This is a genomic window from Larkinella insperata (assembly GCF_026248825.1).
Classification (GTDB): Bacteria; Bacteroidota; Bacteroidia; order Cytophagales; family Spirosomataceae; genus Larkinella; species Larkinella insperata.
On record NZ_CP110973.1, the window covers coordinates 2,615,976 to 2,635,809 of the forward strand.

At 54.7% G+C, this 19,834-nt stretch carries 14 protein-coding genes; 10 read left to right on the forward strand and 4 right to left on the reverse strand.

The genetic code is table 11. The features are described from left to right. Positions 1-234 precede the first annotated feature (234 nt). The 10 genes from OQ371_RS10585 to OQ371_RS10630 all read left to right on the forward strand — a co-directional run bounded on the left by OQ371_RS10585 (position 235) and on the right by OQ371_RS10630 (position 15,125). Positions 235-891, forward strand: a complete 657-nt coding sequence (locus OQ371_RS10585) for an RNA polymerase sigma-70 factor (protein ID WP_265993733.1) — start codon at positions 235-237, stop codon at positions 889-891. A 57-nt stretch (positions 892-948) separates the two neighbouring features. After that, complete coding sequence (locus OQ371_RS10590) at positions 949-1,962, forward strand: FecR family protein (protein ID WP_265993734.1); 1,014 nt, start codon at positions 949-951, stop codon at positions 1,960-1,962. Between the two features lie 14 nt (positions 1,963-1,976). Continuing rightward, on the forward strand, positions 1,977-5,489 hold the full coding sequence (locus OQ371_RS10595; protein WP_265993735.1) for a SusC/RagA family TonB-linked outer membrane protein: 3,513 nt from the start codon (positions 1,977-1,979) through the stop codon (positions 5,487-5,489). 18 nt (positions 5,490-5,507) lie between these two features. After that, a complete protein-coding gene (locus tag OQ371_RS10600) occupies positions 5,508-7,382 on the forward strand; it encodes a RagB/SusD family nutrient uptake outer membrane protein (RefSeq protein WP_265993736.1) in 1,875 nt (624 codons plus the stop codon). A 12-nt stretch (positions 7,383-7,394) separates the two neighbouring features. Beyond that, positions 7,395-8,093 carry a DUF3823 domain-containing protein gene (locus tag OQ371_RS10605; protein WP_265993737.1) on the forward strand — a complete coding sequence of 233 codons (699 nt, stop codon included), beginning with the start codon at positions 7,395-7,397 and terminating at the stop codon, positions 8,091-8,093. 261 nt (positions 8,094-8,354) lie between these two features. Beyond that, a complete protein-coding gene (locus OQ371_RS10610) occupies positions 8,355-8,873 on the forward strand; it encodes a glycoside hydrolase family protein (protein ID WP_265993738.1) in 519 nt (172 codons plus the stop codon). Next, complete coding sequence (locus OQ371_RS10615; RefSeq protein WP_265993739.1) at positions 8,867-9,208, forward strand: glycoside hydrolase family protein; 342 nt, start codon at positions 8,867-8,869, stop codon at positions 9,206-9,208. Before OQ371_RS10610 ends, OQ371_RS10615 begins: the two co-directional genes overlap by 7 nt. Positions 9,209-9,235: 27 nt before the next feature. Then, complete coding sequence (locus OQ371_RS10620) at positions 9,236-11,728, forward strand: glutaminase family protein (RefSeq protein WP_265993740.1); 2,493 nt, start codon at positions 9,236-9,238, stop codon at positions 11,726-11,728. 56 nt (positions 11,729-11,784) lie between these two features. Next, a complete protein-coding gene (locus OQ371_RS10625) occupies positions 11,785-13,716 on the forward strand; it encodes a glycoside hydrolase family 2 protein (RefSeq protein WP_265993741.1) in 1,932 nt (643 codons plus the stop codon). Between the two features lie 284 nt (positions 13,717-14,000). Further along, a complete protein-coding gene (locus tag OQ371_RS10630; RefSeq protein WP_265993742.1) occupies positions 14,001-15,125 on the forward strand; it encodes a hypothetical protein in 1,125 nt (374 codons plus the stop codon). Positions 15,126-15,206: 81 nt separating this feature from the next. On the opposite strand, the gene OQ371_RS10635 is transcribed toward OQ371_RS10630, so the two are convergent. From OQ371_RS10635 to OQ371_RS10650, 4 genes are read right to left on the reverse strand one after another with little or no spacing between them, the layout of a single operon-like run. After that, positions 15,207-16,685: a restriction system-associated AAA family ATPase gene (locus OQ371_RS10635; RefSeq protein WP_265993743.1), complete on the reverse strand. Its 1,479-nt coding sequence runs from the start codon at positions 16,683-16,685 to the stop codon at positions 15,207-15,209. Then, the gene (locus OQ371_RS10640) at positions 16,682-17,356 is read right to left on the reverse strand and encodes a restriction endonuclease subunit S (RefSeq protein WP_265993744.1); all 675 of its coding nucleotides are present in this window, start codon (positions 17,354-17,356) and stop codon (positions 16,682-16,684) included. Before OQ371_RS10640 ends, OQ371_RS10635 begins: the two co-directional genes overlap by 4 nt. Then, positions 17,314-18,132 (reverse strand): restriction endonuclease subunit S, encoded by an 819-nt coding sequence (locus OQ371_RS10645; RefSeq protein WP_265993745.1) that lies wholly within the window; start codon positions 18,130-18,132, stop codon positions 17,314-17,316. The genes OQ371_RS10640 and OQ371_RS10645 overlap by 43 nt, the downstream gene beginning before the upstream one ends. Then, on the reverse strand, positions 18,129-19,574 hold the full coding sequence (locus OQ371_RS10650; protein WP_265993746.1) for a class I SAM-dependent DNA methyltransferase: 1,446 nt from the start codon (positions 19,572-19,574) through the stop codon (positions 18,129-18,131). Before OQ371_RS10650 ends, OQ371_RS10645 begins: the two co-directional genes overlap by 4 nt. Positions 19,575-19,834 lie beyond the last annotated feature (260 nt).

Genomic DNA, 19,834 nt, shown 5'->3' on the forward strand with positions numbered 1-19,834 from the left:
ACGCGGAAAACCATCCATTCCCAAATTTTTAGTAACTTTTACGGCTAAAATGAAACATCTTATTCTTTTTGGTTAGCTATAGACAGTTTTTTTGCGGTCTGAAAAATGAGCTAAGTGGCTATTTTCTAGGCCACTTTAAAAAAAATATAAAAAAAGTTAAATTCGGACTCAGGGTACCAAGCGGCCTACTTGTCTTTTAAGGCAGGCCGGAATTCGGCAGTTTTTGCGATTTCTATGCAACAACCCTTACTTACTTCAACAGGAATTTCTGATCCGTCGGTTTACGGCACGCACCCGAGTCCGGCAGCGCCAACGGAGGGTCAGTTAGACTGGCATCTGAACCACCTCTTTGCAACCGATCCCCGGCAGGGCTGTGAGCTGTTGTTCCGTAAATACTACGGAGCCATGTGTAGCCACACCATTCGGTTTGTTTATTCCAAGGAGGTCGCGGAAGATATTGTGTCGGAAATTTTTTATAATTTCTGGAAAGAAAAACTTTACCTGACCATCACCACCTCTTATCAGGCTTATCTGTTCCGGGCCGTGCGGTACCGCACCTTGAATTACCTGCGCTGGGAGTTGTCCAAATCCCGGCAGAATACCGACGCTCAAACGGTAGACCTCGCTGATTATCAGCCTTCCCCTTCCGAAATCGTTCAGTACGACGAACTGCACCGCAAGGTCGAGCAGGCCATCGATAAATTGTCCCCCCAATGCAAACGGGCCTTTCTGCTGAGCCGGTTTGAAGGCAAGAAGTACGGGGAAATTGCCGATGAACTGAACATCAACGTTAAGACGGTCGAAACGCACATGAGCAAGGCGCTGGCCATGCTACGGACGGTCTTGAAGGAAGAGCGGCTTTGGGTCATTGCGCTGCTATTTTGCCAATAAACACGGCTTTTATTGGGTCTCTCCGGAATTGCTTCCGATACAACCGATTAGATTATCATGCAAGAGGTCACTAAATCACTATTGCGGGAATACCACGCCGGACGAGCTACGCCGTTACAGGTGAAGCTCATCGAGGACTGGTTGAAAAACCCCGACAACGAATCGTTATTCTACCAGGCGCTGTTCGAGTGGGAGTCCGAACACCCTCAGTATATTGTCGATACCAACACGGCTTTGACGCAGTACCGTCACTACATGGACGCAGCCGAAACGCAACCCCGGCCGCAGTCGGTGATTCTGCCTGCCGCGCCGGGCCGTCGGTTGTTTTCGCCCTGGCTGGCGGCCGCTTCGGCGCTGCTGCTGGTTTTTCTGGGTGCCTGGCTGCTGCGCGAACCCCTGCTGTACGAGACCTACTCCACGGGTTTTGGCGAAATCAAACGGTTTGGGCTCGCCGACGGCAGCAACGTTATACTCAACGCCAACTCGACGCTGCGGGTACCCCGGTTTGCGATTGGCCGGAAAGACCGCGAAGTGTTTCTGACCGGCGAAGCGGAGTTTTCGGTGAAACATACCATCGATCACCGCCGGTTTGTGGTCCGAACCCAGCGGCAGCTCAACGTGGAAGTGCTGGGCACGGAGTTTGTCGTTTTTGCCCGGGAGCGCGCTACGCGGGTAATGCTCATGAAAGGAAAGGTACAGCTCTCGTATCCAACCCCGGCCCATACGCCAGCCCGTCCGCTGGTGCTGCGACCCGGCGAACAGGCCACCCTCGACGCCAAAGGTCGTCTATCGATCCGGCCCGAAATCCATCCGAAGAAATACAACGCCTGGAAAGACCACCTGTTTGTATTTGACAATACCTCCCTGCGCGAAGTGGCCGACCTGATCAAGGAAAACTACGGTCTCAACGTCGACATTCAGGGAACGGACCTGGCCGGGCGGATCATCACCGGTAGCTTCAATGCCGATACCGTCGATGAGTTGCTGGATGTGCTCAAAGAATTGATGCGAATCAACGTCGTGCGGCACAAAAACCGGGTCGTCTTCTCCGAAAAAAATCTTAAACCTTAACACCAATCTATCCCATGAAAAAAATTCTACGCTTCTGGCTTTCCGTCAGTATCGTTGTGAATGGGCAGTATGGGCTGGCACACGCTCAGATGCTGGCCCGGGCGGGAAATCAGGTCAACAAGACCACCCACGCCCCTGATCATTACTCGTTGCGTACGGTACTGACCGGTTTTAAAAACAAATACCGGGTCAACATTCTGTTTGAAAACCGGGTAGTCGAAAAACTTTCCGTTCCGGCAACGAGCCTTCCGGCCGCCGAAACCGTTGAGAATGCGCTCGAAAAGGTCCTGACGCCTTTTGGGTTAGCGTATAAAAAAGTAAAAGACCGGTCGTATATTATTGTAACGAACCGGCCCGACGCCAAAACCGTCTCCATTAATCCCATTCCGGTAGCCCCGGCCAGCCTGCCCACCGGAACCCCGGAAACACCGGGTGCCTTGTCTATGATTGCGCCGAGTACTACCGTGTCGCAGCAGCCCAAAGATCAGGCGGTGCGCGGTACGGTGCGCGATGGTTCCAACAACCAGGCGCTGCCGGGGGTGAGCGTGGTGGTGAAAGGAACCCAGCGCGGGGCCACCACCGATGCCAATGGCAATTTCCGCGTCGATGTACCGGATCAGAATGCCGTCCTGATTTTCAGCTTCATCGGTTTCGAAACTCGGGAAGTACTGGTAGGCACCCAGAGCGTGCTCAACCTCGATCTAACCCCAACCGATCAGTCGTTGAATGAAGTAGTGGTTGTCGGGTACGGAACGCAACGGAAAGAATCGCTGACGGGCGCTATTTCGGGCATCACGAGCAAAGACCTCGACCGCGTTCACACGACGACGGTCAGTGCGGCCCTGGCCGGTAAAATTCCGGGCGTATCGTTCCGGATGGCCGACGGTCGGCCGGGTTCCAGCGCCAACATCCAGATCCGGAACCTCGGGAATCCGCTGTTCGTTATCGATGGGATTCAGAAAGATGCCGGGCAGTTCAACAACATTTCGCCCAACGACATTGAAAGCATCACGGTCTTGAAGGATGCCAGTGCTTCGGTATACGGTTCGAGGGCGGCCAACGGGGTCGTAATCGTGACGACCAAGCGGGGCAAATCCGGTAGCCGCAACACCGTCAACATCGATTCTTATTACGGCTGGCAGAACTGGGCGCGGTTTCCCGAAACCGTAAACGCTTACGAGTGGATGACCGGCAAAGCCGACGCCGACATCAACCAGACGGGCCGAACCAACATTACGCCCGAGGAACTGGAAAAATGGCGCGCCGGAACCGAAAAAGGGTATCAAAGCTTCGATTGGTACAAGTTTATCATCAAGCCCAACTCGCCCCAGTATTCGCTCAACGTAAACGCAACCGGTGGTTCGGACAAAATCACGTATTACCTGTCGGCCACCCGTTTGTTCCAGAATTCGGTGCTGGGCCGGGAATTTACCTTCGGCCGGACCAACATTCAGTCGAACGTAGACGCCCAGATCAGCAACCGCCTGAAAGTGGGCGTTCAGATCAACGGCCGGATCGAAAGCCGCGACAATCCCGGCGTTCCCGGCGTGGATGATTACTGGGGTCCCCGCTTTGCGCTCTTCCGCAACCGGCCCACCGAACGGCCTTTCGCCAACGATAACCCGGCGTATTTGAACGACATCGGCCACAACGACACCAACTGGGGGCTGCTCAACAAGGAGAAATCCGGTTACTGGACGGAAGACTGGCGGGTGCTGCAAACCAACTTCAATGCGGAATACCAGCTACCCATCAAAGGCTTGACAGCCAAGGGTATGTATTCTTACTATTTTGCCGACCGACTGGTGAACGGCCACGAATACACCTACGATGCCTACACCTACAACGCCCAAACGGACCAGTATGTCCGGACGGGCGGTAGCTCGAACCCCTGGCGGGAGCGCCGGACCGAGAAGATTATGGAGCAGGTGTTGCAGGGACAACTGAGCTATAACAATACGTTCGGCAAACACACCGTCGGTGGTACGTTTGTGGCCGAACGCATCCAGCGCCGTCGTTTGTATACGTTCCAGCACGCGGTTCCGAAAACGAACGTGCTGCCGGTGCTTCAATTTGCGGACATGGACGCCCAGGACTTTGCCGATGTAGACGAAGATCAGGCGCGGGTCGGGTACGTCGGACGGTTTACGTACGATTACGGCGGCCGGTATTTACTGGAGCTGGCGGGTCGTCAGGATGCGTCCTGGAAATTTGCGCCCGGCAAACGCTGGGGCTTCTTCCCGTCAGTATCAGCGGGTTGGCGGATCACCGAGGAAAACTTCTTTAAAGGATTGAACTGGAACGCGCTGTCAGAAGTCAAACTGCGGGCATCGTACGGTGAGCTGGGCGACGACGACATCGGTATCGGTGCTTACGATTATATTCCGGGCTACAACTACGGTTCGTCCACGGTTATTCTGGACGGAAACGTTATCAAAGGATCGCGCGACCGGGGTGTTCCGATCACCAATATTTCCTGGTTTACGAGTAAAATGACCGACGTGGGTCTGGATTACGCGCTCTACAACGGCCGGTTGTCCGGAACGTTCGATTACTTCTACCGGAAGCGTTCGGGCTTGCGGGGCCGGAAGTACGATGTGTTGGTTCCCAACGAGTTGGGGTATTCACTGCCGGATGAAAACGTAAACAGCGACGCGCAGGTGGGTGGTGAAGCATCGCTTTCGTACAACGGAAAAGTAAAAGAACTGACCTTCTCGGTCGGTGGTAACGTTTCGTATTCGCGCAGCCGGTTCCTGCAATCCTACCGACCAACCTGGGGGAACTCCTGGGATCATTACCGGACCTCACAGGAAAACCGCTGGAGCGGCACCTACTGGGGCTACGAAGTCATCGGTCAGTTTCAGTCGCAGCAGCAAATCAACGAATACCCGGTTAATATCGACGGTCAGGGCAACAAAACCCTGCTGCCGGGCGACCTGATTTACAACGACGTTAACGGCGACGGCCGCATCGACGGCTACGACGAACGGCCCATTGGCTACGCCCGCGATCGCAACCCCGCGGTTAACTTTGGCTTGAATCTGTCGGCGGCTTACAAAGGCTTTGATCTGAAAGTCGATTTCTCCGGCGGGACGATGTATTCCTACAACCAGGGCTGGGAAATGCGCTGGCCGTACCAGAACACGGGTAACCTGCTGGCTCAGTTCTACGATGATCGCTGGCACCGGGCCGACATTTTCAACCCGGACAGCGAGTGGATTCCCGGCAAATACCCCGCCCTGCGGTTCAACGACGGCGGCCACAGCAACTACAACCGCAACTCGACCTTCTGGCTGACGAACGTTCGGTATATGCGGCTGCGCACGATGGAAGTAGGCTATTCGCTGCCGAAAGCCTGGCTCGAACGGGTGAAAATTCAACGGGCTCGTTTTTACGTCAATACCTTCAACCTGCTTTCGTTCGACAACGTCAGACGGCTGGGTGTTGAACCGGAAGTGATGGACGAAAACGGTCTTCAGTATCCGCAGAACAAGTTTGTAAACGTAGGTCTTAATCTCTCCTTCTGATTTTAACCATCTTCAGCGATGAAAAAATATGTGTATGTTCTGACTCTTGGCGCGCTGCTCTCCACGGGCGCTTGCAAAGACGACGACTTTCTGGACCGGGCCCCCACCAACATCCTCCTGAACGACCAGGTCTGGAAAGACAAAAACCTCGTGCTGACGGTTCTGGCCGATTTGTACGGACGGTTTCCGGATTACCAATCCATCAAAAACTGGTCGGACTTCACCAACTTCGACGAAGCCTTTGCGTCGGAATTCGGTCAGTACGGACGGCATAAAAACCAGGACTACGGCTACGGCGACTGGGGCTACTGGGATTACGGCTATATCCGGGAACTGAACCTGTTCATTCAGAAAAGCGAAGCCGCCACGAACCTGGATGCCGCCGACCGCGCCCGGTTCCTGGCCGAAGCCCGGTTTTTGCGGGCGGCCGTTTACTTTGAACTCGTGAAGCGGATGGGCGGGGTGCCGCTCGTGCTGGAACCGATGCAGTACGATTTCAGCGGTGACCCGAGCTATTTGCAGAAGGCCCGCTCGAAAGAATCGGAAATTTACGATTTCGTCATCAGCGAAATGGAAGCCATCAAAGCCACGCTGCCGGATGATGGCAATGTCAAATCCCGCGTCAGCAAAGGCGCAGCCCTGGCGATGGAAGCCCGCGCGGCTCTGTACGCCGGTTCGATTGCCAAATACGGCCCGACCACTCCGCAGGTGTCGCTACCCGGTGGCGAAGTGGGAATTCCGGCGGACAAGGCAACGGCCTACTACCAGACGGCCCTGAAGGCGGCTCAGGAAATCATCACCGGCGGCAAGTATTCACTCTACAAAAAACAGCCGGATTTGCAGGCCAACTTTGCCGCTCTTTTCACCGACAAAGGCAACAACTCAGAGGTGATTTTTGCGGAAGATTTCAAGCTGAAAAGCGGTAAAGTCGTCGGCTGGACGCTGTCGAACCAGCCCCGGTCGTCGGCCGAGGAGCAGCAGGGCGGTCGGCTGAACCCCTCGCTGAACCTGGTGCAGTCGTTCGAAAAACTCGACAATACCTTCGCGCCGTTTGCCATCACCACCGCTACCGGGCAACCGGTTTACTACACCAATCCCCAGGATATTTTTGCGGGCCGGGATGCACGGCTGGGTGGAACGATCATCCTGCCCGGCAGCCAGTTTAAGGGTAAAACCGTTGACATCTGGTCGGGCTACCTGCTCGGCAACGGCACTGTGGTCACGTCGGATGCACTCGGTGGTAAGAAAGTGTTACCGGGTAAAACCGCCGAGGAACAGGTGGTCGGCTTCGACGGCCCCATCGACAACCTGGAGTTTAGCGCCCAGACCGGTTTTTACGTCCGCAAATACCAGGACCCCACGGTGGGTTCGGGCCAGATCGGAACGCAGAGTGAAGTCTGGTGGATTCGCTACCGCTACGCCGAGGTGCTGCTGAATGCCGCCGAAGCCGCCTTTGAGCTTGGGCAGAAAACCGTTGCTGCCGATTACATGAACCAGGTTCGCGAACGCGCCGGTTTGATCAAAGCCCTGACCGCCAACGAAATTACGTTCGACCGGATTGTGCACGAGCGGAAAGTGGAACTGGCGTTTGAAGGCCACCAACTGTGGGATTACAAACGCTGGCGGATTGCCCACCTGGTCTGGAACGGCGCCAGCACCGATCTGACCACCGATCCGGCCAGCGCCACCGAACCCAGCACCCGGCCGTTCGGCTTGTGGCCCTACAAGCTCTACGACCCCACCAGCCCGAACAACGGCAAGTGGGTTTTCCGGAAAGTGCTGCCCAGCCAGGTTACGAACGCCGACCGCTTCCGGCTGGGTAACTACTACTCGTTTATCAGCGATGAAATTCGCAACAACAACCCTAAAATTGTCCGCAACCCGAACCAGTAAGTCGATAACACCATGAAACGTTTCTTTCCTTATTTGATGGGACTAACTTTGGCCGCGGGGTTGGCTTCCTGTGAGTTTGATAATTACGAAGAACCAAAAGCCAAACTGGAAGGCCGGATTGTGTATAAAGGCGAACCCATCAACGTCGAATACAACAACGTCACGTTTGAACTCTGGGAGCCCGGCTGGCAGAAGCGCATTCCGATCACCGTCACGGTTGATCAGGATGGTTCGTATTCGGCGATGCTTTTCAACGCCAACTACCGGCTCGTCATTCCGGCGGCTCAGGGTCCTTTCCGGTCGCTGAAAAACGCCGAAACCAGCTCCGACACGGTGATGGTCAGTCTGAGCGGCAGCCAGCAGCGCGACATTGAAGTGGAACCGTATTATATGGTCCGGAACCCAACCTTTACGGTCAACGCCCGGAAAGTAACGGCCACCTGCAAGCTTGAGCAGATCATTACCGGCACGAGCGGCAAAACCGTTGAACGGGTGTCTTTATACCTGAGTAAAACGCAGTTTGTGGATGCGCGAACCAGCGTCGGCACAACCAACCTGGCCGGAAGCGCCATCAAGGACCTCAACGCCGTTTCGCTGGATTTGGAGGCTCCCACCATCACGGGGCAGAACTACGGTTTTGCCCGAATTGGCGTTAAAATAGCGGGTGTGGAAGACATGATTTTCTCGCCGGTTCAGAAAGTACAGTTCTAGTAAAAAAACAAAACGCGGATGCTATCCAGGAAACGGATTAACACGAACCTTCCCAAAAGTCGGCGTAAAACCGTTTCTATCATAGCCTCCGCGTTTCTTTGCCTCTGTCTGATTACCTACTTTGTCCTACCTTCTTCAAAAGCTCAAAACACTTCATCAACACCCCTTCATAAAGCCCCGACGCCCCTTTACCGTGACCCCATTTTTGACGGCGCGGCTGACCCGGTCGTGGTCTGGAACCCACAGGAAAGGTCGTGGTGGATGCTTTACACGCAGCGCCGGGCCAACGTCGATGCGGCCGATGTGGCTTACTGCTACGGCACCGCCATCGGGGTGGCTTCGTCGCATAACAATGGAGAGAGCTGGGAGTACCGCGGCACCTTAAAATTGGATATTGAACGCGGCATGAATACCTTCTGGGCGCCCGACATCGTTTTTCATAACGGGCAGTATCATCTGTTTGTGGTGTATATTCCGGGCGTTCGCAACCACTGGGGCGGCAAGCCAAAAATGGCGCACTACACCGGTAAGAATCTCTGGGACTGGCAGTTTAAACGTTTTATCCAGCTTTCTTCGGACGAGGTCATCGATGCAACGCTGCTTCAGTTGCCAACCGGCCGGTGGCGGATGTGGTACAAAGACCAGACGCGCGGCAGCATTACGATGATGGCCGAAAGCCGTGACCTTGAAAGCTGGCAGGTATCGCCCGAACCGGCGATTGGCGGGAAGGCGCACGAAGGCCCCAAAGCCTTCCGGTTTGGCGGCTGGACTGGATGCTAACCGACGAATGGGCCGGTATGCGGGTGTACCGCTCCAAAGAGGGCACGACCTGGGAAAAACAGGGCATGATCCTCGACAAACCCAGCTCCCGGCCCGAAGACGCCCCCAGCGGTGCCCACGGCGACGTGGTTGTAGTGGGCAATAAGGCGTTTGTCTTTTATTTTACGCATCCGGGTCGTAAATCGCATTCGGAAGCGGCCTTGAACAGCGATGGGGTGTTGCCATATTCGCTCCGACGTTCGTCTATTCAGGTGGCGCCCCTGGTCATTCAGGGCGGTACGCTGGTCAGCGAGCGGGATCAGCCGTTCGATTTCTGGCTCCCTAATCTCAACTAAATCAATTACAACCTATCTATCAACCGAATGCAAAACCGTTTTAGTCAACTTCTTTTTGTTTTTTTTCTGATTGCAGCGTTTTCGCGGATCGGCCTGGCCCAGCGGCCTCCGGCTTATCCGTTGATCACGATTGATCCGTATACCAGCATCTGGTCGTTCAACGATAAACTGACGGATTCGCCCACGCGCCACTGGACCGGCAAAAACCACCCGCTCGACGGGCTGGTTCGCGTCGACGGGAAAACCTACCGGTTCATGGGCGCTCCCATGACCACCCTGAAACCCGTTGCCACAACGGCCCAACGGGAAGCGTATCCGTTGGTTTACACCTTTGAAACCCCGGCGGCTGGCTGGGAGAAGCCGGATTTTAAGGCGACGGGCTGGCAGAGCGGCAAAGCGCCCATTGGCGACGGCGCCACGAGCAACCCGGTAAAACCCGCCGTGGACTGGAAAACGAAGGATGTCTGGTTTCGGCGCACGTTTACGCTGACCGATCTGAATTTTGAAAAGCTGGTGCTCTACCTGAGCTACGACAACGACGCGGTGGTGTACATCAACGGCGTAAAGGCGTACGATACCGGACCGGGTTACATCGGCGGTTACCAGACATTTCCGATTGCCTCGGCGGCCAAGGCGACCCTGAAAAAAGGACAGAACGTTATTGCAGTTACCTGCAAAAATACGGGCGGTGGCGCTTACATCGACGCCGGACTGGTGGACGAGCGGCAGGTGAGCGCAGGGGCCGCGGTCTCGCTGGCGGCCCAGAAAAGCGTGCAGGTGAAAGCTACCCAGACGGAATACGGTTTTTCGGCCGGTCCCGTTGAACTGACCGTAACCTTCACGACGCCGATGCTGCTGGATAACCTGGATATTGCTACGCGTCCGGCTTCTTATATTACCTATTCCGCCCGCTCGACGGACGGAAAACCGCATACCGTGCAGGTTTATACGGCGGCTTCCGGCTTGCTGAGTACCGATCAACCCATGCAGCAGGTCGTTGGAAAACGGTCTTCGGCCGATAAACTGACGGTGTTGTCGATGGGCACAACGGAACAGAAAATACTGGGTAAAAAAGGCGATGATGTCCGGATCGACTGGGGATACGCCCTGCTGGCAGCTCCCGCAGGTGCTTCGACTCAAACGGGATTTGGTCAACCGGCTGCGTTGCTGAAAGCGTTTGCCACGGGTGGTAAACTAACCGATGAGAGCCAGCCCGCAACGGCTGAAAACCGGACGATGGCGGTGGTGCAATCGCTGGGCTCGGTGAGCGGTACGGCCAAAACGAGCCACGTCACGGTGGGCTACGACGATATTTATTCCGTTCAACTCTTCGGGCAGAACCTGCGCGGCTGGTGGCGTCGGGATGAAAGCATGACCGCCGAAAAAATGCTGACTAACGCCGAAAACGATTACGAATCGCTGATGCAGAAATGCCGCCAGTTCGACCAGCAATTGTACGCCGATGCCGAAAAAGCGGGCGGTAAAGCGTATGCTGACCTGTGCCAACTGGCCTACCGTCAGGCCGTTGCGGCTCACAAAACCGTGGCCGGTCCGAAGGGGGAAATCCTGTTTTTCTCGAAAGAAAACTTCAGCAACGGTTCCATCGGGACGGTGGACATAACCTATCCGTCGGCCCCGCAGTTTCTGGTGTATAACCCGACCCTGCTGAAAGGCATGATGGAGCCGATTTTTATGTATTCGGAAAGTGGTAAATGGGCCAAACCGTTTGCCGCCCACGACGTGGGTACCTATCCGCTGGCGAACGGTCAGACTTACGGCGAAGACATGCCGGTGGAAGAAAGCGGCAACATGCTCATTCTGACGGCGGCCATCGCCAAAGTGGAAGGCAACGCCGACTACGCCAAGCAGCACTGGCAAACGCTGAGTACGTGGGTGGAATACCTGAAAAAAGACGGCTTTGACCCCGCCACCCAGCTTTGCACGGACGATTTTGCCGGTCACCTGGCCCGCAACGCCAACCTGAGCATCAAGGCGATTATGGGCATCGCAGCTTACGGTCAGCTGGCAAACCAATTGGGGAAAACCGACATTGGCCAGCAGCACCTGCAACTGGCGAAAGACCTGGCCCAGAAATGGACGCAAATGGCGCAGGACGGCGATCACTACGCCCTGACGTTCGACAAACCGCAGGGAAGCTGGAGCCAGAAATACAACCTGGTGTGGGACAAACTGCTGGATCTGAATATCTTCCCTAAAGAAGTCGCTCAGAAAGAGATCAAATATTATCTGACCAAGCAGCAGCGCTACGGGTTGCCGCTGGATAGCCGGAAAACCTACACCAAATCCGATTGGATTCTGTGGACGGCCACCATCGCCGATAGCCAGCAGGATTTTGAAAAACTCGTGCAGCCGGTTTACGAGTACGTTGACAAAACGCCCAGCCGCGTTCCGCTGGGTGACTGGCACGAAACCACCGACGGCAAGCAGGTTGGTTTTCAGGCCCGGAGTGTAGTCGGCGGCTATTTTATTAAATTGCTGGAGAAAAAGTTAGCCAAGTAATTCAATGCCACCCGTCGGGTTTTCGTGCCTGACGGGTTTTATTTCCCCTAGAACCCATGAAACACCTGATTCGACGGTCAGCCGCCCTGATTTCGTACGGCTTTCTTCTCAGTACTTCCCTGCTGGCGCCCCTGTCGGCGCAAACCACCGCGCCGGTGCCGCAAAAAGCCGCCATCCTGAGCCGCTGGGAAAAGCAGGTAACCCCCGAAAATGCCTGGCGTGAATACCCGCGTCCGCAAATGGTGCGCTCCAACTGGCAGAATCTCAACGGCATGTGGGAGTACGCCATTCGGCCCAAAACCGAAGGACAACCCGCCAAGTTCGACGGGCAGATTCTGGTACCGTTTGCGGTAGAATCGACGCTCTCGAAAGTGACTAAATCGCTGACGCCCGATCAACGGCTTTGGTACCGCCGAAACGTCGCGATTCCGGCCGCCTGGAACGGGCAGCGGGTTTTGCTGCATTTCGGCGCGGTGGATTATGAATGCAACCTGTGGGTGAACGGCGGTCTGGTTGGTTCCCACACCGGCGGCTCCGATCCGTTCGAGTTTGATATCACGGATTTCCTGAAATCGGGGCAAAACCAGGTCGTACTGGGCGTTACGGACCCTACCGACAACGACGAGCAACCGCGGGGCAAACAGGTGTTCAACCCCAACGGTATCTGGTACACGCCGGTATCGGGCATCTGGCAAACCGTCTGGCTCGAACCGGTTCCGAAAAACTACATCGAAGAAGTACGCATTACACCGGAACTGGATTCCAGCCGAATTCGGGTTGAGGTTCTGTCGAATAAACCGATGAACAGCCCGACGAGTGCCATCCGCCTGACGGCGCTGGACGGTACGCAAACCGTAGGGAGTCTGGTGGTTCGGTCGGGTCGCGTAGCGTATCTGCCCATTAGCAACCCCAAACTGTGGACGCCCGACAGCCCGTTTCTGTACAACCTGAAAGCCGAACTGGTGACGGTGGCCGATCCGTTTCCCGGTGCCGAGTTCCGCAACCGGCCGCGTCATAACGAAGCTGAACGTTCGGCTTACGCCAAAGCTCAGGTAACGGGCAATCCCGTGGATGCAGTGACGAGTTATTTCGCGATGCGGAAAATCTCGATGGGACCGGGTCAGGTGCCCAATCAGCCGATGCTGCTGCTGAACAACAAGGTGGTGTTCCAGAACGGGCCGCTCGATCAGGGCTGGTGGCCGGGTAGTTTGCTGACGCCCCCCTCGGACGACGCGATGGTTTTTGAAATTGACTTCCTGAAAAAGTCCGGCTTTAACATGCTCCGGAAGCACATCAAAGTAGAACCGGCCCGGTATTATTACCACTGCGACCGGCTGGGCATCATGGTGTGGCAGGATATGCCATCGGGATTTTTGGATGGGCAGGAAATGCGGTACGAGGACGTAGTGGAGCCGCTGCGCCGGTCGAAAGGCAAAGAGCAGTTTGAACTGGAACTGCGCCGGATGATGAACCGGCTGCACAACCACCCGAGCATTGTAACCTGGGTGGTGCACAACGAAGGCTGGGGGCAGTACGACAACGTTCGGATGGCCAATTGGGTGAAAGCCATGGACCCGAGCCGTCTGGTGAATGCCGTCAGCGGCTGGTCGGACCTGGGTGCGGGTGATTTCTACGACATCCACACGTACCAGGAGGTGCCGCATGTGCCAGCCGCCAAGAAAGACCGGGTCATTGTGGTTGGTGAATTTGGCGGTATTGGCTGGCCGGTGACGGGCCACCTCTGGGACCCTAAAAAGCGGAACTGGGGTTATCAGACCTACCACGACAAAGACGCCGTACTGAAAGCCTACCAGACCAAATACGGTAAAATGGTGGAGATGTACCAGAAGAACGGTGTTTCGGCGGCTGTTTACACCCAAACCACGGATGTGGAAGGGGAGGTGAACGGCTTGCTGACCTACGATCGGGAGGTGATCAAGATTCCGATTGAAACGCTGCGGGAGATCCACGCGCCGTTGTTCAAATAGAGCAGGTTCATTGCGGTATGCGGCTGCGTACCGGTATGGCAATCTTAGTTAATTACAGACATTCAGGAGTCATTCCAGCTGGGGTGGCTCCTGAATTTTTTGTGGCTCACGGGTTAGACTTAGCTCTTAGTACACTCGGCTTGATTTTGTGACGGGAATGTATCTTTCTGATTATCAGCCTTTACTGTGCGCGGAGGTTGGCCACTAAAACAAATAGTTGAGTTACGCTTGTTTATTTGAGAAATAAATGATTAATTGCTTGTAAATACAAACAATTCCATGCCATGACAAGACTTTTATGTTTCACTATTTTGTTGCTTGTGCACTATAATGTGCGGGCACAGGATCTGATTTGGAATAATTATCCGGACGGGTCGCTCAGCCACACGTTTCCGAACGTAGGTAATCCGGCGGTGAATGTGGGGGTTGGCGTATCTGGGAATACCTCAGCGTTTAATCTCCGAGAACCGAATGGACGGCCGTTGGGCTTACGTCTGAATGCAGACTTTGCTACGAGTGGAAACTCGGTAACCGTAACGATCCTGTTTTCACAACCGGTCAATAACCTCAGCTTTTCGCTCTACGATATTGACTTTACAGACGGCGATAGCAAATACCAGGACCTGGTTGTTGTAAACGGTACCAACGCGGGAAGCACGGTGAGCCCGACCATCGGAACAACGACGACCAACACGGTTACCGGTAATTCGATTCTGGGAATTAACAGCAGTGCTATTATGGGCGAAAACTCGGTAAATTTTAGCAGCCCGGTGAACCAGGTTACCATTCAGTACATTGCGGGACCAGCTTTTGTTGATCCGGAAACGCAGGAGATCTACATCGGCAATTTCAATTGGGACGCGGTCGTTCTGCCGGTTCATCTGGTGGATTTTGCCGGAAGAAGCGTTGACCAGCAGGTGCGCCTGGGCTGGCAAACTACCTACGAAGCCAACAGCGACTACTTCACCATCGAACGCAGCCCGGATGCCCGGGCCTTCGAAGCCATCGGACGGGTAGCCTCCAAGGGCTTCTCGGAAAGCCTGCAGACCTATGGCTTTTCGGATGCCGCCCCGCTGAAAGGCACCAACTACTACCGCTTGCGGCAGGTGGATCGGGATGGCACCTATGCTTACTCAAAGATTGTGGCGGTGGGCTATGATGCTCAAGGAATTTACTTTGAGGTGGTGGTGCTTGAGGGGGCTCGTCTTCAGGTGGAGACCAATGCTCCTGAACCGGTGTTCAATCTGGTGGATGTTCGGGGCTTGCCCAGCCTGCGGCAGGTGGAGCGCGCAGGCGCCAACAAGTACATCCTGCAAGTTTCTCCAACGGGCCTGGCTACGGGTGGGTTAAAGATTGTGCAGATGCGGTCAGGGAATTTCTCCTACGTCAGGAAGGTACTGGTCAATTAATCAATGAAACAATAAAGTTTATTTGTGTATAACAGACACCCTATCGGCTTTGCGGATAGGGTGTTTTTACGAATACGGAGTTCAGAGGTCGAAACACGCCTTGAGAATTGTATCGAATGGTAAGCCGTAGGTTTCAATTTCGGGATTCTTCACGGTTACCTTGCGGGTATCGATGGCTCGGCTAAAAATAAAGACATTTTCTTTTGGCAGATCGGAGGGAAGAAAGGGCGAATGCGTGGTGATTAAGCAATCCTGCTGCGATGCCACGGTGTTGCTGCTGCGTCGGCCATCGGGGGTAGGAAGCGCCCGGAGCCGGTCAATAAACTTCAGGCGCCACGTCGGATTAAAGTGGGATTCGGGTTCATCCAGTAAAAAGAGCACATTGGGAAAGGAAATCATGCTGAGTGTACCCAGGAGTTGCGCCAGTTGATGTTCGCCATCCGAAAGAGAAACATAATCCACAATGGCCGCCCGATTGCGGGCCTGGAAATTGACCCGTTCAAAACGAAACACTTTATCTTCTTCCTGGGGTTCGGGCAGCCGGGAGGCAAACCGGCGCGCCCGGGTTTCCTTGTTGAACCGTTCCCGCGCGTGTTTCGGAATTACCAGGTCGTTAAGCATGGCCAGTTTATGAAATGCCGAATACAGATCAAAAGCGGTTTCCCAGAAAAAACGGAAGGCGGTTTTGGTTTCCGGCGTGACCAGAAAATCGAACGTGTACGTTTCCGTTTTATCGTCGTACTGATAGCAGGTCGCGCATTTTTGCAGCTTATCGAGGTAGCCTTCGAGTTCGTTGGTGAGCTGTATTCCTTTGCGTTTGGAGTGTGACCGGGATCGTTCAGGTGCTCGGGGAGCCGCACTATGGGCCAGTTGAATAATGCAACGGAAGGAATGGAGCTCGTCGAGGTGGGCAAACTGCAGGAGGGCCGTGCGCTGTTCATCGCTACCCAGCAGCAGATTGGCAACCAATACTTCAAGGTGCGTTCCGTAATCAATGAGCATCAGCCGTGTATCCTGAACCGTTGCCCCAATCGGCTGGGATTGGCTGATGGCACTTTCGCGTACTTCTTCCGCGTAACCGCTGCGGCTGAGCAGGAAGGGGAGACTCAGGGTTTCGTTTTCACCGGACGTGTACCCAACCACCTTGCGGGGTAGTAATTCCTGCGTTTCGGCTGCGTCCAACGCACAGTTGATCCAGTTGCCGTCAACTTTTTTCTGAATGGTTATGACCGGACGCCGTCGGCTCTGGCCCTGTCTGGTGATGCGAACGTGAACCGGAAGTGCGTTGCCCCGGGGTTTAATCAAATATTCCACTTCAAAGAGCAAACTGGTGTTTCCTTCCAGCCGCTCCTCCTGGTGCACGACGGCGTGGAAAGCCAATTGGAACATTTCGGCCAGCACTTGCAGAAACTGGGATTTACCAGTTCCGTTTGCCCCGATCAGACAAAGCGGAGTGAAGTTTGTTTGTTCATCCATTTGACTGCGCAAAGTAAGATCGAGCCCGTCGAGCAGCCCCCCGCAGGTATCGGCCGAAATAATGTGAACACGTACTAGTCTCATGGCTTTACCCGGATAAATTTCATGGCCTGTCTTTCTGGATCAAAGACCTGCTTCAGGGCAGGCTGCTTGTCCAACAGAAGCTTAAATACAATATCTTTCAAGGCATCATAATCGGTTGCTACCTGACTACGCAGCTCGTCGAACGTGAACTGATCATCCGGCAGGAGTCGAATGGATTCCAGAACCGTTTCGGTCGAAAGCTCGGTCATGTTCGTCTTCTTGTTGGGCTTGGGCGATTTCGGTTTAACGGCTGGTTCCGATTGGGCGGCTTGCAGGCGCTTGAGCAGGAGCAGGGCCGGTTCGTCGTCCGGGCACTGGGGAACCAACTCACCCCGAAAAGCGCGGTCGAGGGTGGCCGCAGGCAGGCGGTCAATCTGCACCCGGGCCGTCAGACAGCGGGTTTCGATGGCGTCAACGTACGCAAAAAGGGCGTCGACCCGGCGAATGATTTCCCGTTGTTCGGCTATTGGCGGCACAGGAAACAGAAAATTACGGCATTGGGAAAGCGAAATATTCAACTGTCCCGCCGATCCGCGGGTTTGGTGCATGATAGCCTCCAGGTTATCGCCTTTGCAAAGCAGGTAATACAGCCATCCGGTTGTAATTCGCTTGCCGGGTCGAAAGAGCGTTAGGGCCTGATTGATATTCCATTCGGGGTAAGTATCCGGCACAACTGCGGCTTATACTGGAAATCAACGGTTTGGTTAACAATGTTGTAGACTTTCAGGAACGGTATTTTCGACTGAGCCACAAACCCCTCGCGGGGTGTACCGCCGTTCTGTACTTTTTCGCAAACCGTTGCCGCCCGCTCCAGAGTCCAGTCCGCCCGGTTTTTGCCGCTCCATCGTTCCGTCAGTCGGCCGGAGATGGCGGCCGAAAGAATAGCCTGGCGCAACTGCTTCGCCAGTGTAAGCACCCGGTCAAGGCGCTCGCGGCACGTTTCGATTCGCGTCAGAAGGGCCGTGATTTTGTCCACGATGCGTTTCTGCTCGTTGATGGGGGCAATCAGGACCGGAAATGCGGCTACCCGCTTCGGTTGCGCCCGGGTGAGCGATCCGCCCACGCCCGTGACAACCCGGCCAAGCAGGTCGCGGAAAGCCGGGCTGCTGAAGTAGTGCTGCAAAAAGTCGGATGACAACCCGGATGAACGCACCACAATCCATTCGGAAGAAGCGATCTGCTCCACCTGTCCTTTGGGCAGGACCTTCCAGACCCGGTTGATGCGCGGATTGATCTTGCAGATCAGAACATCATTCGGTTCGACAAGCTGCTTGATTGAGCCAATGTCGGCCCCCAGCAGCAACTCGGGTTTATGGTTTGGGAAGGCCGGTACGCTGTATAATTCAAAATACTGATCCGGCTGCCTGGCGGGCAGGAGCGTCTGCGATGAGAATTCGTTGATCAACCCAAGGTTGACTTTCATCCAGCCCGGTGGTAGTTCGTTCATGCTTCAACCTCCTCTCCGAGTTCTTCCATGATGCCGCGCAATTCTGCCAGAGCCCCTTCCAATTCATCGATCAGGTCCCGGGCCAGCACGCCCGGTTCGGGAAGTTCTTCGCTCTCGTCCTTGAGCCAGGAAATATCCAGGTTGTCGTTGTTCTGGCTAATCCACTTCCGGCTAAAGCAGCGGAAACGGTTGGTAACTCCCTGATCGTTGCGCCGGGTCAGAGCCGCCGGGCCACCCGACGGATCGTCGCCGAAAGCGGCCTCAAACTCCGAAAAGTGCTCGCGCGTGAGGTGAGTACGTTTTCCGTATTGGGGCATGTTTGCCCGCAGGTCGTACACCCAGACTTCTTTGGTGTTGCCCTGATCAGATTGTCCGCGGGTGAAAAAGATAACGCAGGTTTTTACCCCCTGTGCGTAGAAGATGCCGGTCGGGAGCCGCAAAATGGTATGCAGGTTGCATTTTTCCATTAGATCGGCCCGAATCTGTTTTCCGATGTTGCCTTCAAAAAGTGCATTGTCGGGCAGCACGACGGCGGCTCGTCCGCCGGGTTTGAGCCGCAGGTAAATGTGCTGCAAAAAGCAGAACTGCTTGTTGCTCGTCAGATAGGGTAGGTCGGTACGCTCCGGAACCCCGCCACCCTTTTTGCTGCCAAAAGGCGGATTGGAAAGAATTAAAGTGGCGGGTGGCAGTTGCTGCCCGTCGGGCGAAAGCGTATCGCCGTAGTGAATGCCACCCGCATCGGGTTGATAATCAATACCGTGGAGGAACAGGTTCATCAGGGCCAGCCGGTGCGTATCGTGTACATGTTCCATGCCGTAGAACGTGTTGCGACGGTATTTTTCCTGCTGTTTTTCGTTCCAGCGTTCGGGCTGGCTGTGTTGGCGGATGTGTTGATTGGCGGCAATCAGGAAGCCACCCGTACCGGCCGCCGGGTCCTGAATAATGTCGTCAAGCGTGGGTTTCATAACCGTAACGAGGCTGTCGATCAGCGAGCGGGCCGTGAAGTACTGACCCGCCCCCGATTTCTTTTCACTCGCGTTTTTTTCGAGCAATCCCTCGTAGATAGTACCGAGATCCTCCCGGCCGGCCGTATACCAGGCCAGTTTGTCGATGCCTTCCACCAGTTTGGAAAGGGTGGCCGGTTTTTTAATGGATGAGCTCGCGTTACTGAAAATTTCCCGGACAATCTTCGCTCCATGCGTTCCGAGGTGAATCAGCGTAATCTTGTACGCTTCGAGCCGTTCCAGCTTCGGCTTTTTAATCAGGTCATCCCACCGGTGCCCGTCCGGAATCTGTTCCTGCGTTCCGGTTTCTTTGGCCATCTTAAGAAAGAGCAGATACGTCAGTTCGGTAACATATTGATGATAGGTCACCCCGTCGTCTTTGAGCACATTGCAGAGATTCCAAAGCTTGGCAACGATATCATTAGTAATGTTATCCATAGAAATATTCTCCTCGTTTATGGCTCAAAGGGAGTAAAATGGGCCCTTAAACAGAGAAAAGCAAATAAGTTGTTAAAAATAATTAGTTGGTCAACCAATAATTTTTTTCAGTAGTAGTAAAGTCGTTTACTAACCTTTGAAAAAAGACGGTATGCGGAAAAAGAGATTCGGATAAATCCGGTCTGAATCGTCCACCAATACCCGAAAGCAAGATTCATCAGCCTGATAAGCTCGGTGGTGCGTTCTAATTCTTGTCGAAT

Bases quoted from the DNA above. Each gene is read 5' to 3' on its own strand.
- OQ371_RS10630 (WP_265993742.1), top strand. From the start codon at position 14,001: ATGACAAGACTTTTATGTTTCACTATTTTGTTGCTTGTGCACTATAAT.
- OQ371_RS10590 (WP_265993734.1), top strand. From the start codon at position 949: ATGCAAGAGGTCACTAAATCACTATTGCGGGAATACCACGCCGGACGA.
- OQ371_RS10595 (WP_265993735.1), top strand. From the start codon at position 1,977: ATGAAAAAAATTCTACGCTTCTGGCTTTCCGTCAGTATCGTTGTGAAT.
- OQ371_RS10650 (WP_265993746.1), bottom strand. From the start codon at position 19,574: ATGGATAACATTACTAATGATATCGTTGCCAAGCTTTGGAATCTCTGC.
- OQ371_RS10585 (WP_265993733.1), top strand. From the start codon at position 235: ATGCAACAACCCTTACTTACTTCAACAGGAATTTCTGATCCGTCGGTT.
- OQ371_RS10620 (WP_265993740.1), top strand. From the start codon at position 9,236: ATGCAAAACCGTTTTAGTCAACTTCTTTTTGTTTTTTTTCTGATTGCA.
- OQ371_RS10610 (WP_265993738.1), top strand. From the start codon at position 8,355: ATGCTTTACACGCAGCGCCGGGCCAACGTCGATGCGGCCGATGTGGCT.
- OQ371_RS10600 (WP_265993736.1), top strand. From the start codon at position 5,508: ATGAAAAAATATGTGTATGTTCTGACTCTTGGCGCGCTGCTCTCCACG.
- OQ371_RS10625 (WP_265993741.1), top strand. From the start codon at position 11,785: ATGAAACACCTGATTCGACGGTCAGCCGCCCTGATTTCGTACGGCTTT.
- OQ371_RS10615 (WP_265993739.1), top strand. From the start codon at position 8,867: ATGCTAACCGACGAATGGGCCGGTATGCGGGTGTACCGCTCCAAAGAG.
- OQ371_RS10605 (WP_265993737.1), top strand. From the start codon at position 7,395: ATGAAACGTTTCTTTCCTTATTTGATGGGACTAACTTTGGCCGCGGGG.
- OQ371_RS10635 (WP_265993743.1), bottom strand. From the start codon at position 16,685: ATGAGACTAGTACGTGTTCACATTATTTCGGCCGATACCTGCGGGGGG.
- OQ371_RS10645 (WP_265993745.1), bottom strand. From the start codon at position 18,132: ATGAACGAACTACCACCGGGCTGGATGAAAGTCAACCTTGGGTTGATC.